The 15,654-nt window shown below is 45.6% G+C and carries 12 protein-coding genes; 7 read left to right on the plus strand and 5 right to left on the minus strand.

Annotated features, from left to right (window positions below):
* Positions 1–53 precede the first annotated feature (53 nt).
* Entirely contained in the window at positions 54–515 is a 462-nt protein-coding gene (locus ACWPOD_RS03105) for a carboxymuconolactone decarboxylase family protein (RefSeq protein ID WP_167427463.1), read from the minus strand.
* Between the two features lie 243 nt (positions 516–758).
* Here ACWPOD_RS03105 and ACWPOD_RS03110 point away from each other — a divergent pair, with 243 nt between their 5' ends.
* Positions 759–1,160 (plus strand): VOC family protein, encoded by a 402-nt coding sequence (locus ACWPOD_RS03110; RefSeq protein ID WP_139061003.1) that lies wholly within the window; start codon positions 759–761, stop codon positions 1,158–1,160.
* Positions 1,161–1,403: 243 nt separating this feature from the next.
* Here the strand turns inward: ACWPOD_RS03110 and gcvP are convergent, their stop codons facing one another.
* The 3 genes from gcvP to ACWPOD_RS03125 all read right to left on the minus strand — a co-directional run bounded on the left by gcvP (position 1,404) and on the right by ACWPOD_RS03125 (position 6,126).
* The gene (gene gcvP / locus ACWPOD_RS03115; protein ID WP_456231550.1) at positions 1,404–4,268 is read right to left on the minus strand and encodes an aminomethyl-transferring glycine dehydrogenase; all 2,865 of its coding nucleotides are present in this window, start codon (positions 4,266–4,268) and stop codon (positions 1,404–1,406) included.
* Positions 4,269–4,396: 128 nt separating this feature from the next.
* Positions 4,397–4,777, minus strand: coding sequence for a glycine cleavage system protein GcvH (gcvH, locus tag ACWPOD_RS03120; RefSeq protein ID WP_046876056.1), 381 nt, complete (start codon positions 4,775–4,777; stop codon positions 4,397–4,399).
* A gap of 53 nt (positions 4,778–4,830) precedes the next feature.
* A complete protein-coding gene (locus ACWPOD_RS03125) occupies positions 4,831–6,126 on the minus strand; it encodes a serine hydroxymethyltransferase (protein WP_456231551.1) in 1,296 nt (431 codons plus the stop codon).
* A 377-nt stretch (positions 6,127–6,503) separates the two neighbouring features.
* Here ACWPOD_RS03125 and ACWPOD_RS03130 point away from each other — a divergent pair, with 377 nt between their 5' ends.
* Positions 6,504–7,127, plus strand: coding sequence for a helix-turn-helix domain-containing protein (locus tag ACWPOD_RS03130; RefSeq protein WP_005395176.1), 624 nt, complete (start codon positions 6,504–6,506; stop codon positions 7,125–7,127).
* Between the two features lie 260 nt (positions 7,128–7,387).
* A complete protein-coding gene (gene gcvT, locus ACWPOD_RS03135) occupies positions 7,388–8,506 on the plus strand; it encodes a glycine cleavage system aminomethyltransferase GcvT (protein WP_395197453.1) in 1,119 nt (372 codons plus the stop codon).
* 133 nt (positions 8,507–8,639) lie between these two features.
* Here the strand turns inward: gcvT and vdeR are convergent, their stop codons facing one another.
* A complete protein-coding gene (vdeR, locus tag ACWPOD_RS03140) occupies positions 8,640–9,368 on the minus strand; it encodes an efflux transporter transcriptional repressor VdeR (protein WP_006742273.1) in 729 nt (242 codons plus the stop codon).
* Positions 9,369–9,529: 161 nt separating this feature from the next.
* On the opposite strand from vdeR, the gene ACWPOD_RS03145 reads away from it, so the two are divergent.
* From ACWPOD_RS03145 to ACWPOD_RS03160, 4 genes are all read left to right on the plus strand, one after another.
* Entirely contained in the window at positions 9,530–10,603 is a 1,074-nt protein-coding gene (locus tag ACWPOD_RS03145) for an efflux RND transporter periplasmic adaptor subunit (protein ID WP_456231552.1), read from the plus strand.
* The gene (locus ACWPOD_RS03150; protein ID WP_167427468.1) at positions 10,603–11,664 is read left to right on the plus strand and encodes an efflux RND transporter periplasmic adaptor subunit; all 1,062 of its coding nucleotides are present in this window, start codon (positions 10,603–10,605) and stop codon (positions 11,662–11,664) included. The genes ACWPOD_RS03145 and ACWPOD_RS03150 overlap by 1 nt, the downstream gene beginning before the upstream one ends.
* Positions 11,664–14,723 carry an efflux RND transporter permease subunit gene (locus tag ACWPOD_RS03155; RefSeq protein ID WP_167427469.1) on the plus strand — a complete coding sequence of 1,020 codons (3,060 nt, stop codon included), beginning with the start codon at positions 11,664–11,666 and terminating at the stop codon, positions 14,721–14,723. Before ACWPOD_RS03150 ends, ACWPOD_RS03155 begins: the two co-directional genes overlap by 1 nt.
* A 175-nt stretch (positions 14,724–14,898) precedes the next feature.
* Positions 14,899–15,612 carry a hypothetical protein gene (locus tag ACWPOD_RS03160; protein WP_456231664.1) on the plus strand — a complete coding sequence of 238 codons (714 nt, stop codon included), beginning with the start codon at positions 14,899–14,901 and terminating at the stop codon, positions 15,610–15,612.
* The last annotated feature ends 42 nt before the right edge of the window (positions 15,613–15,654 follow it).

Below are 15,654 nucleotides of genomic sequence, written 5' to 3' on the forward strand. Positions count from 1 at the left end.
ATATTAAGTTGAGGAATAAGCAGTGACTTATATGTAAAAACTGTCAGATAGAATTATCTAGGTTTATAGACTCCAACCTTTGGCTTAAATGCCTTAACTATTCGGTTCCAACTGTTGATCGCGTTGATCGCAATTGTTAGGCTGACCATAGCTTCTTCTCCGAAGGTATTCAAGGTCAGCTGATAGGTATCATCATCTACTGGTCGGCCAGCAGTTAGTAATTCAGCCCAGCCTAGTGCAACGTGTTCTGCATCGCTGTAGAATGGCATATCTTTCCATGCACTAAGCCCCCATATGCGTTCCGGCTTTTCACCTAACTTAAGCGCATCTTTACTATGCATGTCGATACAAAATGCACATTGATTGATTTGCGATATGCGTAACTTAACCAGTTCCCATATGATCATGTTCATGGTTTCTGATTGGCTAAATTGTTGATGGAAGTAAGCTTCCTGAGCGTATAGGATTTCTATTGCCTTTGGCGCTACTTCAATATAGTTGAGTCGTTTTTTCATGGTCATTCTCCTCTGTTTTTCACATAATAAAAAACGCTCTTAGCAAAAGATTGAAGATTTTCGACATGCACTCAATAAAGTTAGATAAAGGAGTGAACGAAGAAAGCGAAAAAGGATGTCTATTTGATGCTATGCGTAAACATTTGTATTGTGTGCCTTACACATTTGCAAGGCGTTACGTGCTTTCTAGAAAAGTCTCAAAATAGCGTACAATTAGCGTTTTGACACAGCGGAAATCACATCATGTCCAAAACTGTTCAGCAGCAAATCGGAAACATTGCTCTAGTCGTTGAAAATTACGACGATGCTATCGAATTTTATACTCAAAAACTTCAATTCACCCTGGTTGAAGATACCAGCCTCGGTGGTGGTAAACGCTGGGTTCAAGTTTCTCCTCCAAACTCCAATGGTACAAACCTTCTTTTGGCTCAAGCGAGTACACCGGAGCAAACGCACGCAGTAGGAAATCAAACAGGTGGTCGTGTTTTCTTGTTCCTGCAAACTAATGATTTCTGGCGTGACTATGAGTTGATGAAGAAAAATGGTGTTGTATTTAATGAAGAGCCTCGTGTGGAAGAATACGGGACAGTGGTAGTGTTCCAAGATCTCTATGGTAATAAATGGGACTTACTGCAACTGAACTGAGAAACTACACAGCACCTGCATAACATAGTGTTCATGAGGAGTTTCCAACAAGCTTTTAAGGTTCTGAGATATTAGTGCTAATTCAAAGGTTCTCAGAAGTCACAATATTTCTAAATCACTTTTGTGCAAACAATAACTAGCCATCATTCCTTCTTGATGTATCAACAAATGTTAGGGCGGCACACCAAAAACAAAAAGGCGAACCAAACGGTTCGCCTTTGTCTATTTAGATGCTGCCAAAAATTAATCTTCGTAGTTATCGATGCTTGGGCACGAGCAGATTAGGTTACGGTCGCCGTATACGTTATCTACGCGGTTTACTGTTGGCCAGTACTTCCAAGATTTGGTCGCTTTAGAAGGGAAGCAGCCAAGCTCGCGAGAGTAAGGACGGTCCCACTCTTCAGCAGAAAGGTCAACTTGCGTGTGTGGCGCATTAACGAGAGGGTTGTTCTCTAGTGGCCATTCATCGTTTTTCACTTTTTCCATTTCTTCGCGGATAGCGATCATCGCATCACAGAAGCGGTCTAGCTCTTCTAGATCCTCCGATTCCGTTGGCTCAACCATTAGCGTGCCCGCCACAGGGAACGACATAGTTGGTGCGTGGAAACCGTAGTCCATTAGACGCTTCGCAATGTCTTCTTCGCTGATGCCTGTTTCTTCTTTCAGTGGACGAATGTCGATAATACATTCGTGCGCTACACGACCATTTTTGCCACGGTAAAGAACAGGGTAGTGTTGGCGAAGTGTTTCCATCACGTAGTTTGCGTTCAGAATTGCTACTTTTGTTGCATCTGTTAGGCCTGCTTCGCCCATCATTGCGATGTAAGCCCAAGAGATAGGTAGGATAGAAGCGCTACCCATATCTGCTGCTGATACTGCAAAATCTTCGCCTTCTACGCCGTCTTCAATATGGCCTGGTAGGAAAGGCGCTAGGTGAGATTTCACACCGATAGGACCCATACCCGGACCGCCACCACCATGTGGGATACAGAAGGTTTTGTGTAGGTTTAGGTGAGAAACGTCTGAACCGATGAAGCCTGGTGATGTTAGACCAACCTGTGCGTTCATATTAGCGCCGTCTAGGTAAACCTGACCGCCAGCGGCATGAACCATTTCACACACTTCTTTCACTTTCTCTTCGTAAACGCCGTGCGTAGAAGGGTAAGTGATCATAATGCTTGATAGGTTGTCTTTGTGCTTCTCGATTTTCGCTGCTAGGTCGTCGATGTCGATGTTGCCTTCTTCATCACACTTAACCACGACAACTTTCATTGACACCATAGATGCTGTCGCAGGGTTAGTACCGTGTGCAGAGCTTGGGATCAAACATACGTTGCGGTGACCTTCGCCACGGCTTTCGTGGTAGCGCTGAATCGCGATAAGACCTGCATACTCACCAGATGCACCAGAGTTTGGCTGAAGTGAGAATGCGTCGTAGCCTGTGATCTCACAAAGCTTCTCTTTTAGATCTTTCGCTAGTGCTGCATAGCCCGCCGCTTGTTCTGCTGGCGCGAATGGGTGGATAGAACCAAACTCAGGCCAAGTGATTGGGATCATCTCTGCTGCTGCGTTCAGCTTCATCGTACAGCTGCCTAGTGGGATCATGCCGTGCGTTAGCGAGAAGTCTTTGTTCTCTAGCTGTTTCAGGTAACGCATCATTTGCGTTTCGCTATGGTGCGTATTGAATACAGGGTGAGTAAGGTATTCTGTTGTGCGGCGTAGCGCTTCTGGAATTGCCGCAAACTCGTTGCCTGCGATTTCCGTCGATAGTGCTGCTACGTCTTCTTTTACACCAAAGACTGCAAATAGTGCTTCTACATCAGCGACCGTGGTTGTTTCGTCACAGCTAATACCTAGCTTGCCAGGTAGTAGACGTAGGTTAATGTCTGCTGAAAGTGCTTTTGCGTAAAGCTCTTCTGTTTTTGAACCTGTGTTGATCGTGATGGTATCGAAGAAGCTGTTATGAGCAAGTTCAAAGCCGCCTTTGGTTAGGCCAGCGGCGATAATCGCAGTCATATGGTGTGTACGGCGAGCAATAGTGCGTAGACCTTCTGCGCCGTGGTAAACCGCGTAGAAAGACGCCATGTTCGCTAGCAATGCTTGAGCGGTACAGATGTTCGATGTCGCTTTTTCGCGGCGGATATGCTGCTCACGAGTTTGCATTGCCATGCGCAGAGCTTGGTTACCGTTAGTATCGATAGAAACACCGATCACACGACCTGGCATGGTACGCTTGTGTTTGTCACGCGTTGCCATGAATGCCGCGTGTGGACCGCCGTAACCCATAGGAACGCCAAAACGTTGTGCAGAACCGATTGCTACGTCTGCGCCCATTTCACCAGCAGGTTTCAATAGGGTAGAAGCAAGCAGGTCAGTCGCAACAGTGACAAGCGTTTTGTTTGCTTGCGCTTTTGCGATGATGTCCGTTAGGTCACGAACTTCACCTGTTGTGCTTGGGTATTGAACTAATGCGCCGAACACGTCTTGCTCTGGTAGGGATTCTAGCGAACCAACCAGAACTTCAAAGCCGATGAATTTTGCACGAGTTTTTACTACTTCTAGCGTTTGTGGGTGAACATCGTCAGCCACAAAGAATACGTTGCTCTTGCTCTTACCTGCGCGCTTACACAGAGTCATTGCTTCTGCTGCCGCTGTTGCTTCGTCTAGCAATGAGGCGTTCGCGATTTCCATACCAGTTAGGTCGATGATCATTTGTTGGAAGTTCAAAAGTGCTTCCAAGCGACCTTGAGAAATTTCAGGTTGGTAAGGTGTGTAAGCGGTATACCAGCCAGGGTTTTCTAGCACGTTACGTAGAATGACGTTTGGAGTAAACGTGTTGTAGTAGCCCTGGCCAATGAATGTACGTTTAATCTGGTTTTGTTTAGCAAACTGCTTCATCGTCACTAGCATGTCTGCTTCGCTTTTCGCTTCTGCCAACCTCATTGGTTGTTCTAGGCGAATTTGTGCAGGCACGGTTTCTTCGATGAGGGCGTCAAGGCTTACCGCGTTGATGGCATCCAACATTTTTTGTTGGTCTGATTTGCTTGGTCCGTTGTGGCGTCCAACGAACTCATTTTGTGTGCTGAGGCTTTGAAGTAATTCAGTCATTGTCCTTTACCTACTCCTTGGCTCGGGTAACGGAAATGGTCGTTAGTGACACATTTAATTATACGTCCGAACCTAGAAAAAAAGCTGCTCTCTAAACAGGCTAGGGAACAGCTTTCGTCACATCCTAATTACTCTTCTTCGATAGAGTTTAGGTATTCTTCCGCGTCTTTTAAGTCATCCAACTCAGATGGGTTTGAAAGCTTCACTTTCACAATCCAGCCACCTTCGTACGGTTCTTCGTTGATTAGCTCTGGGCTGTCTTCTAGTTCTTCGTTGATTTCTACGATTTCGCCGGTAACAGGAGAGTAGATATCTGACGCTGCTTTTACAGACTCAACCAAAGAGAAGCTTTCACCTGCTTCTACTTCGTCTTCTACGTCTGGTAGGTCAACGAATACTACGTCACCCAACATTTCTTGCGCATGCTCAGAAATACCAAGTGTTACTGTGCCGTCACCGTTGTCACGTACCCACTCGTGGCTATCTGTAAACTTCAGTGTTTTGTCCATTGCTTAATCTCCAAATAACTTGTCAGGAATTATTGTGATTTTTAAAAAATCGTTTATTGGTAAAGAGGGAAGCGACTGCAAAGTTCTTTTACTTCTTTGCGAACGCGTTTTTCAACGTCTGCGTCACCTTCTGGGTTGTTCACCAAACCATCCAGTACGTCACCAATCCAATTACCGATGAGTTTGAATTCTTCAGCGCCAAAGCCGCGGCTTGTACCCGCAGGCGTTCCTAAACGGATGCCCGATGTAATCATAGGCTTCTCTGTATCGAATGGGATGCCATTTTTGTTACATGTGATCCCAGCACGTTCTAGAGCTTCTTCTGCTTTGTTGCCTTTCAAGCCTTTAGGGCGAAGGTCAACGAGCATTAGGTGCGTGTCTGTGCCACCAGTTACGATGTCGCAACCGCGAGTTTGCAATACTTCCGCTAGGACTTTTGCGTTATTGATCACCGAATCAATATAAGTTTTAAATTCAGGGCCAAGCGCTTCTCCAAATGCAACCGCTTTTGCTGCGATAACGTGCATCAGTGGGCCGCCTTGTAGGCCAGGGAATACGGCGGAGTTGATTTTCTTAATGATGTCTTCGTGGTTAGTAAGAATCATACCGCCGCGAGGGCCACGCAATGTTTTGTGTGTTGTGGTTGTCACAACATGCGCATGTGGCAATGGGCTAGGGTGTGCACCTGTTGCGATAAGGCCAGCAATGTGCGCCATATCGACCATAAGGATTGCGCCAACTTCGTCAGCGATTTCACGGAACTTAGCAAAATCGATAACGCGTGGAATAGCACTGCCACCTGCGATGATCATCTTTGGTCTGTGTTCTACTGCAAGTGTACGAACGTCGTCGTAGTTGATTTCCAGTGTTTCGCGATCAACGCCGTATTGAACTGCGTTAAACCATTTACCAGAAAGTGCTGGGCGTGCACCGTGCGTTAGGTGGCCACCAGCGTCCAAAGACATGCCAAGAATGGTGTCGCCTGGTTGAAGAAGAGCCAGTTTCACCGCACCATTTGCTTGAGCGCCTGAGTGAGGTTGAACGTTTGCGTATTCGCAATTAAAAAGTTTTTTCGCACGTTCGATGGCAATGGCTTCCACTGTATCTACGTGCTCACAACCACCGTAGTAACGACGACCTGGATAACCTTCAGCGTATTTGTTTGTTAGGCATGTGCCTTGAGCTTGCATTACCGCTTTAGAAACAATGTTCTCAGAAGCGATAAGTTCGATTTGTTCGTTTTGGCGAGCGGATTCCGCCTGAATTCCAGCAAAGACAGCATCATCTGTCGCAGAGAGGTTGGTAGAGAAAAAGTTTTCCAAGCTGTGGTTAGGGTAACTCTTATTCATGGTAGTTGACCTTCCAAATCTTAAAATGAACCCGCAATAGATGAATTATGATTTGCGGTTGTGGTTCATTTGTCCTCAAAACAGCTGAACTGCATAGCAGAACAGAGTGAACATCCGGCCCTAAATGTGGGCAAAAACTCCGTCGGATTGCGTGTTTCCTTTACCAATCTCTTACGGAAATATGCATCTCTACATCTAACAAGTTGGTAACATAGCGCCTGCGGCGGGAACAATCAACCAAAAATTTCCTATAGGAAACAAGATTTCAAAAATTGTTAACAAGAGCACGGTTTAATTCACTTGGTGGACTTTTATCCACTATGTGCTTCATGCACAATGCTAGTAGGACAAAAATAAGGATATCTATAGAGGGATTTATGGCAGAAAGTATTTACGATGAATACCCATCGATGACGTTAGCGAAAGAGCAAAATGATCAAAATATCGAGCCATTAAAGCTGGGTCAGCGTATCAAGGATATCCGCTCAAAACTTGGTATTACACTAGAAGAAGCCAGTCAGCGAACAGGGCTTGCTCGTTCTACACTGAGTAAAATAGAAAATGAGCAGATTTCTCCGACATTTCAAGCAATGCAAAAATTGGCGCTTGGCTTACAAATTGATATGCCACAACTCTTTGAGCCACCTAGAAAAAAGGTTGCGACAGGGCGTAGGGATGTTACCAAGAAGAATGAAGGCAAACCACACCCAACGCAAACTTATGAACATGAGCTGCTCGCTACTCAACTTTCCAATAAGAAAATGATGCCGTTTAAGAGCCAAATTCGTGCTCGTAGTTTTGATGAATACAAAGACTGGGTTCGTCATGATGGCGAAGAATTTTTGCTTATCCTATCTGGTGAGGTCATGTTCTATTCTGAGTTCTACGAACCTGTCGTTCTAAGCGAGGGCGACAGCGTCTATTACGATGCGAACATGGGACATATGTTGACCAGTGTTAGCGAGGAAGATGCGCACATTTTGTGGGTGACAGCCAAATAGTGATAAATAGTTGTAAATTTCCTATAGTGAAAGCAAACGATTGCTGTTGGTGGTCGTTATGATGAAAAGGCGCTTTTTTGATGAGAATACACTCATTAAAGCGCTTTTTTTGTACGATTTGTTGTGATTAAAATGTTAAGAGTCACACTTTTGCAAGTCGATCTACGTCTTGTTCGTGCAAAATAGAATGAGCCGTGTTTATTATTGGAAACACATCGAATGCCGATAGCATTCTCGGGTCTATCTAAATGGAGACGAAAATGACTCAAGAACTACTGAAAACACCACTACACGCACTTCACGTTGAAGTTGGTGCCAAAATGGTCCCGTTCGCGGGTTACGATATGCCTGTTCAGTATCCTCTAGGCGTAAAAAAGGAACACTTACACACTCGTGATGCCGCAGGTCTGTTTGATGTTTCTCATATGGGACAACTTCGCCTAATTGGTGACGGTGCAGCTGCGTTCCTAGAAACATTAGTGCCAGTGGATATTGTGGATCTTGAGTCTGGTAAACAGCGTTATGCGTTCTTCACTAATGAAGAGGGCGGCATCATGGATGACTTGATGGTAGCTAATCTAGGCGATCATCTTTTTGTGGTTGTGAACGCGGCATGCAAAGAACAAGACATTGCACACCTACAAGCGCATTTGCCATCTGGTGTTGAGCTAGAAATTATCGAAGACCGTGCTCTGCTTGCGATCCAAGGCCCTAAAGCGGCAGCTGTATTGGCGCGTTTTGCCCCAGAAGTTTCTGACATGCTGTTCATGGATATTCGTAAAGTCGATATTTTAGGCGCCGAATGCATTGTTTCTCGTAGTGGCTACACTGGCGAAGATGGTTACGAGATCTCGGTTCCTGCTGACAAGGCAGAAGAACTCGCACGTAAACTGACCGCGGAAGAGGAAGTTGAATGGATTGGCCTTGGTGCTCGTGATTCACTTCGTCTTGAGTGTGGTCTTTGCCTATACGGTCATGACCTAGACACAACAACTACGCCTGTAGAAGCAAGCTTGTTATGGGGCATCCAAAAGGTTCGTCGTATCGGCGGTGAACGTGAAGGTGGCTTCCCAGGTGCGGATATTGTTCTTAAGCAGATCGAGACCAAAGATGTGGCGCGCAAGCGTGTCGGTTTGGTTGGCCAAACTAAAGCACCAGTCCGTGAAGGCGCGGAATTGTTTGATGCTGATGGCGTTAAAATTGGCGTTGTAACCAGCGGCACTGCGGGTCCAAATGCAGGTAAGCCTGTCTCAATGGGTTATGTGCGTGCTGATCTTGCTGCGATTGGTACCGAATTGTTCGCTGAAGTACGCGGTAAAATGCTACCAATGACGGTTGAGAAAATGCCGTTTGTACCGCAACGTTACTACCGCGGTTAGGTTACTCATTATTGTCATTCTTCGCGTATTCGCGAGGCAAGAAACAAGCAAAAATGCCGAGCTTTCTAGCTCGGCATTTTTATGTATATCGGTTTTATTTATACGCTTGGAAGTTATCGTAGTTTCTGCAGCCTTATCCGACCGCTTTGTCGATTGTACAACACATGTCGATAACGATATCTTCAAGTTTTTCCGGATGAATCATGTCTTCTTTTGCAATCCCAAACTGAGACGCCATGATCGTATTGAACAACTCCCAATGTTTGATCAGCATTTTTTCGCGATTATCAGCGATGTCAGGCCATGTCTCTTGCATCATCGGAGTAAGACTGATTGCACCATGTGCAAAAATCAACATCTGCCACTTTGATTCCCACTGATCAAATTGGGCGTTAGGGTTTTCACTGTTGTACTGCTCAAAAATTCCGGTAAATATCGCAGCAAACTCATCTTTTGACTTTAAGAAATACTGCAGCAGGGCACCATCATCGCCTTGGCGAATAGCATCAGCGATCATCTGTACTGGGTGAGGATTAACGAGCGCAAATGCCAGCATGCGAACCATGAACAGATAAATTTTTCTATTCGAAGGTGTGTTCTCAGGCATCTCATTGATTAATTCAGCCATATAGCACTGCATGAATTCATCCATCGCGTCACTAACCGCTTGCCAAATCTTCTCTTTGCTGCCGAAGTGGTGACGGATCAAACTATGTGAAACACCAGCCTTTTCACTGATATTGCGCAGCGAGACACGCTCGTAACCAAGTTCACAAAACATATCTGCTGCCACCTTAAGGATCAGACACTTAGTTTGTTCTGCGGCTTCAGCACTTCTACGCCCCTGCTTTCTTTCATTCATAGTTCGAATTTTCCCGAATATTAATCAACGCGCTTACTTTTACCAGAAACCGGACGCTTTGACTAATTAATTTGCTTTCCACCTGGAAAATATGTTGATCAATTTCAAATTCTGAATATACTGCACGACTGTGTAATATATAAAACCTACGGAGAAAGCGGGTGCGAAAACAATATTTAAAGCGCACTTTAGTTGCTGCTGTGGTGACATTAAGTCTCTCTGGCATGCTAACTGGGTGTAACAAAGCCATTTCCGAGCCGTCTGAACCTTTAATCAAACCTGTAAAATTACTGGCGGTGAAAGATCTAGAAGTTGAAGACTCGCATGCCTTTTTAGCGCGTATTGATGCGACACATCGCGCACAGCTTTCTTTTCAGGTTGGTGGTGAGGTCGATGAATTACTTGTTCGCATGGGCCAAGAGGTAAAAAAAGGTGAAGTGCTTGCAACGTTAGACCCTAAAGATCTTCAGCTTGCGTTAGACGCCTCTCAAGCCCAGTTCGCGTTAGCAAAAACGCAATGGGAGCGCGCGAAAAACCTTTATGGAAAAAAGCTGATTAGTACAGATGAGTACGACCAGAAAGAAACTCAATATAAAGCGGCATTGGCAAACTACGAACAAGCCAAAACAGATTTGAGTTATACCAAGATTCACGCACCTTTTGATGGCATCGTGTCATACACCTATGTCAACCCGTTTCAAGTGGTCGCAGAGAAGCAAGAGATCCTGAATCTTATCGATAACACGACCTTAGATGTGTCGTTCACACTGCCAGTCAGTTATGCGGAATCCGTATCACTTGAGTCACTGCAAAACTCCGATATGTGGGTGACGATGGATAGCGAGCCAGGAAAACGTATCCCTGGAAAATTTAAAGAAATTTCGACTCAGCCAAATATCGATACCAACAGTTATGAGGCGATCGTAACCATCACTCGACCAGAAGATCGCAATTTGCTAACAGGTATGACAGGGCAGGTGCACATAGCTAAACAACATCTATCGGACGCGATGACGTTGCCTCAATCTGCTTGGGTAAACAAAAAAGAGACGCAAGGCGAAGTGTGGGTAATGGACAGAAACACACAGCAAGTTAATAAAGTCACTGTGTCTTTTGATGCCTCTGGAGGTGTGAAAGCAGGGCTTGATAACAATGATTACGTTGTTGTTGCTGGCGTTGAACGACTGGTCGAAGGACAAGTCGTGAAAGCTTGGGTTCGTGAGGGAGGCATTTAATGAAACGATCTCTACTTACGATCTCTGCAATTGCGCTTGCAGTTTTAACGGGTTGCAAAAATGAAAACCAAGCTGTCGTCGAGCAGCCGCTTTTTGTGTCGACTATCTCTGTGGATGCGCCGGTACAAAGCCAATATCGAGCTTTTAAAGGAATAGTTGTACCAGCAGAGCAAACGCCTATGGCATTCCGCCGCGCGGGAGAAATTCAACACGTGTTGGTGAAAGCGGGCGACGTTGTTAAGCAAGGCCAAATGATTGCAAAGCTGGATGACAGCAAAGAAAAGCAAGCCGTAAATGACGCAGAAGCGCAATATACACTGGCGATTCGTCAGCTCAAACGCGGCGAAGACCTACACGCTCGTCAGATGATCTCAAAAGCCGAGCTTGATGAGCTAACAGCTAATAAAGAGTTGGCAGAGGCTAATTTCTATAACGCCACCAATCAATTGAACTACACCCGTTTATTCGCCCCGTTTGCCGGTAAAGTGTCGGGCGTTTTTAAAGAGCGTTTTGAACGTGTGGCAGTTGGGGAGCCGGTGTTGAACCTATATCAAAACGATTTGGTGTACGTGCGTATTGAGCTTTCCGACAATGTTCTCGCTATGGTGGACCCAAATTCAGACAACATGAGTTACAAGCCTAGAGCAACCTTCTCCGGCATTAGTGACACATTTGCTTTGGACTATTTAGAGCACACAAGTGAGCCTAACTCCGAAACTCAAACTTACGAAATGTATTTGACGATGCCACAGCCAAAAGCAGAGATTCTACCGGGAACCAGCGTCAGTGTTCTGGTCGATATGGTTAAGGCGGGGATTACCTCCATCGATGGTTACAGTATTCCAGTAACGGCGCTTCAAGCGGGCAGCGAAGAGAATGAGTTCTTTGTATGGAAAAAAGAGGGTGACGTTGTCACTCGGGTGCCTGTGATGATTTCCCAAGTGAATGGCAACGGAGCCATTGTGTCGTCAGGAGTTAAGCAAGGCGACGTTCTGATTAATTCAAACCTACGTAAATTACGTGAAGGTAAACATGTGGATGTTGTGGAGAATAAACAATAATGAACATTGCTGAGTACTCAATAAAAAATAAAGTCATCAGCTGGTTGTTCATTATTATCCTTGCTGTTGGTGGTCTAACGTCGTTTTTGGAGCTTGGGCGACTAGAAGACCCGGCATTTACGATTAAAGATGCCATGATCATTTCAACATACCCTGGCGCGACGTCGAAAGAGGTTGAAGAAGAGCTGACGTACCCTTTAGAAAAAGAGATTCGAAAACTCCCTTATATAGACAAAATTACCTCTACGTCTTCTGATGGTATGTCTCAAATCACGGTCAGTATGGAAATGGACTATGGTCCTGATGAACTGCCGCAAATTTGGGATGAAATGCGCCGTAAAATTAATGACTTGCGACCAACTTTGCCTCAGGGCGTACAATCTTTGCAGATCATTGATGATTTCGGTGACGTTTATGGCGTGATGCTGATGCTCACTGGCGATGACTACGATTATGTCGAGCTAAAACGCTATGCTGATTACCTGACTCGTGAAATCGAGCTGGTTGATGGCGTAGGAAAGGTGGATATCACGGGCGATCAGCAAGAAATGCTATTCGTTGAGATCTCACTTGATCGCCTTGCCGCGCTGAACTTAGACATGAATGTGGTTGCGAGCTTGTTGAACCAACAAAACAATGTGGTTTCAGCAGGGGAAGTGATGGTCAATGGCGAAAGCCTTGTCATTCGTCCAAGTGGTACCTTAAACACCGTAGAAGCGCTAGAAAACTTGATCATTCATGGTCGTGACACTGGGAACCTAATTCGTCTAAAAGACGTAGCAACGATTTCTCGTGGTATCCAAGAGAAGCCAAGCAACGTCGTACTCTTTAACGGTCAAAAAGCAATTAATATCGGTATCTCGTTTGCGTCAGGTGTGAACGTGGTTGAGGTTGGCGAACGTTTGGATGTGGAGCTTGCGAGCCTTGAGTCGATCAAGCCTGCTGGCATCGATATGAACTACTTTTACAACCAAGCCAATGAAGTGGATGAGTCCGTTAAAGCGTTTGTGATTAGCCTAGCAGAGGCTGTGGCGATCGTTATCATCGTTCTGCTTTTTACGATGGGCTTACGCAGTGGTGTCATCATTGGCGTCGTGCTGTTATTGACGGTGTTCGGTACCTTCATCTTGATGAATTACAACAATATCGAGCTGCACCGTATTTCTCTTGGCGCGTTAATTATTGCTCTGGGTATGCTGGTTGATAACGCGATTGTGGTCGTGGAAGGCATCTTGGTTGGCCTAAAAAAAGGGCGCACTAAAGTTCAAGCGGCCGTCGATATTGTAAAGCAAACACAGTGGCCTTTGCTTGGCGCAACCATCATTGCGATTACGGCTTTTGCACCTATCGGTTTGTCGCAAGATGCAACGGGTGAGTTCATGGGCTCTCTATTCTGGGTGCTGTGTTTCTCACTATTTTTGAGCTGGATTACCGCTATTACGCTGACGCCATTCCTCGCAGATCTATTGTTGAAAGAAGAGGACAAGGGCCAAGATACCAACGAAGAAGATCCCTATAAAGGTTGGCTGTTTGTTGTATTTGGCGCATCGCTGAAATTCGCACTGCGATTCCGTTGGCTCACGGTTGCTGGCATGGTCGCGCTATTAGTGGGTGCTGTCGTGGCATTTGGTAATGTAAAACAGCAGTTCTTCCCACCATCGAACACGCCGATGTTTTACGTTGATATGTGGATGCCAGAAGGTACGGACATCCGCGAAACGATCAAAAAAGCTGAAGAGGTAGAAAGCTACATTCGTCAGCAAGATGATATTGACTTTGTTTCTGCTTCAATTGGGCAGGGTTTGCAGCGTTTCGCTCTGACTTACCAGCCAGAGAAAAGCTACGAAGCGTACGCCCAGTTCCAAGTTCGCGCCACTGATCGTGAGAGCATGTTCGGTTTGTTGCACAAGTTAGACGCTAACCTTGCGAAGACGTTTGATGCACCGACATTTCAATTTAAATTGATGGAATTTGGCCCTTCACCAGCGTCTAAGATCGAAGCGCGTATTACTGGTCCCGATCCGCAAGTTTTACGTGATTTAGCGGTGCAAGTTGAAGACATCCTTCATACCGACCCTGGTGCCCGAAACATTCGTCACGATTGGCGAGAGCGTACTAAGGAGCTTGTGCCTGTTTTCAATGAGTCTAAAGCTCGTCGCTTGGGCATTTCGAAAGAAGATCTTTCAAGCACACTGCAAATGGCGTTTGGTGGTAGCACGTTGGGTTACTTACGTGATGGTACACACACGTTGCCAATTATGACGCGCCTTCCTGAAGAAGAACGCGTGGACTTTGAATCACTACAAAACGTGACCATTTGGAGCCCATCACTGCAAACGTATATTCCGGTCGACCAAGTGATTGATGGCGTTAAATTGGATTGGAGCGAGCCGCTAATTCAGCGTCGTGACCGCAAGCGCACGTTAACTGTGCTCGCTGACCACGATGTGTTGAGCGACGACACGGCGGCAAGCTTGTTTGCGCGTGTGCAGCCTAAAGTGATGGCACTGCATATTCCAGAAGGTTACGAAATCACATGGGGTGGTGAGTATGAATCATCGAAAGATGCGCAAGAAGGTCTGTTTGGTTCGTTGCCGATGGGTTACTTGTTGATGTTCATCATTACTATTTTGCTGTTTAACTCAATTAAAAAGCCGTTGGTCATTTGGTTCACCGTGCCGTTGGCGATCATTGGTGTTGCCTTTGGTTTGCTTACCACTAATATGCCGTTCAGCTTTACAGCATTCCTTGGTTTGCTGAGCCTAAGTGGCATGATTTTGAAAAACGGTATTGTGTTGCTTGATCAAATTAACCTTGAGTTGGAGTCAGGGAAAGAGCCTTACCTCGCGATTGTCGATAGTGCGATCAGTCGTGTTCGTCCGGTAAGTATGGCTGCTCTGACGACCATCTTGGGGATGATTCCACTCGTCTTCGATGCCTTCTTTGGATCGATGGCAATAACGATTATGGCAGGTCTTGGTTTTGCTACAGTACTGACACTGATTGTAGTGCCAGTAATGTTTGCGATTCTGTTTAGGGTAAAACCGACCACTGCATAGGGACTCCTGGCTATTTGCCAGCTTCCTGCCTAGCCCTGAAGGTTTTCTTCAGGGCTTTTTTGATCTTACCAATGTACACCAACCCATTCATTTACTTGATTCTAATGATTTTCTTACGAATGCAATGCAAATCATGCGTATACTGATGGAACGATACATCAAAGAGCGAGATAACATGAACAAGCGCGTATTACACGGACTCTTCTTCGTCGGTTCTTTCACCTTGGTCGGCTGTACTACGACAGACAGTATGACTACAGAAGAGGCTAAGCAAGCCGTTCCTAAAATCAACAGCGTTAGCACTGAAGTCATCTCCAACTGGATTGATAACAAGGTTTTAGCGCCTGAAGGGCTTTCACTCGAACAAGACAATCTACGTTATATATCGGGTAGCGCCGACTTAAACAGCGATGGCAATGCAGAACACATTGTATTGCTACAAGACCGTTATTTCTGTGGCAGCGGTGGTTGTGCAGCTTATATGTTTGATAACGAGGGGAACGTTATCAATCGAATGTCTGTCACTCGCATGCCTATTGTACTTGCAGATAGTTACAGCAATGGCTGGCAAGATTTCATCGTTTGGAGTAATGGCTCATATCGACTCATGAGTTACAACGGTGAATCTTACCCGAGTAACCCTTCTTTGGAGCCAAAGGTGGATCGTGACTCAAACCAGCAGGCGGCAATTGCGAATGTAATGGCGACAGAGCTTTATCAGCAAGATGGCTATGACATTATGCCCGCTGATTCGAAAACTTTGTGGACGCCGGCCAATGTATACCACTTCACCTTTAAACATTACGGTGATCCGCATAGTACTTATAAAGCTACCGTGGATATGAACAGTGGGGAAGTAGACATTGTTGCCGTTCCGGCTGCGGAATAAAAAACACCTCCCTTAACCGGAATTAAAGGGAGGTGCTGAATG

Source organism: Vibrio sp. JZG120, from assembly GCF_053890955.1.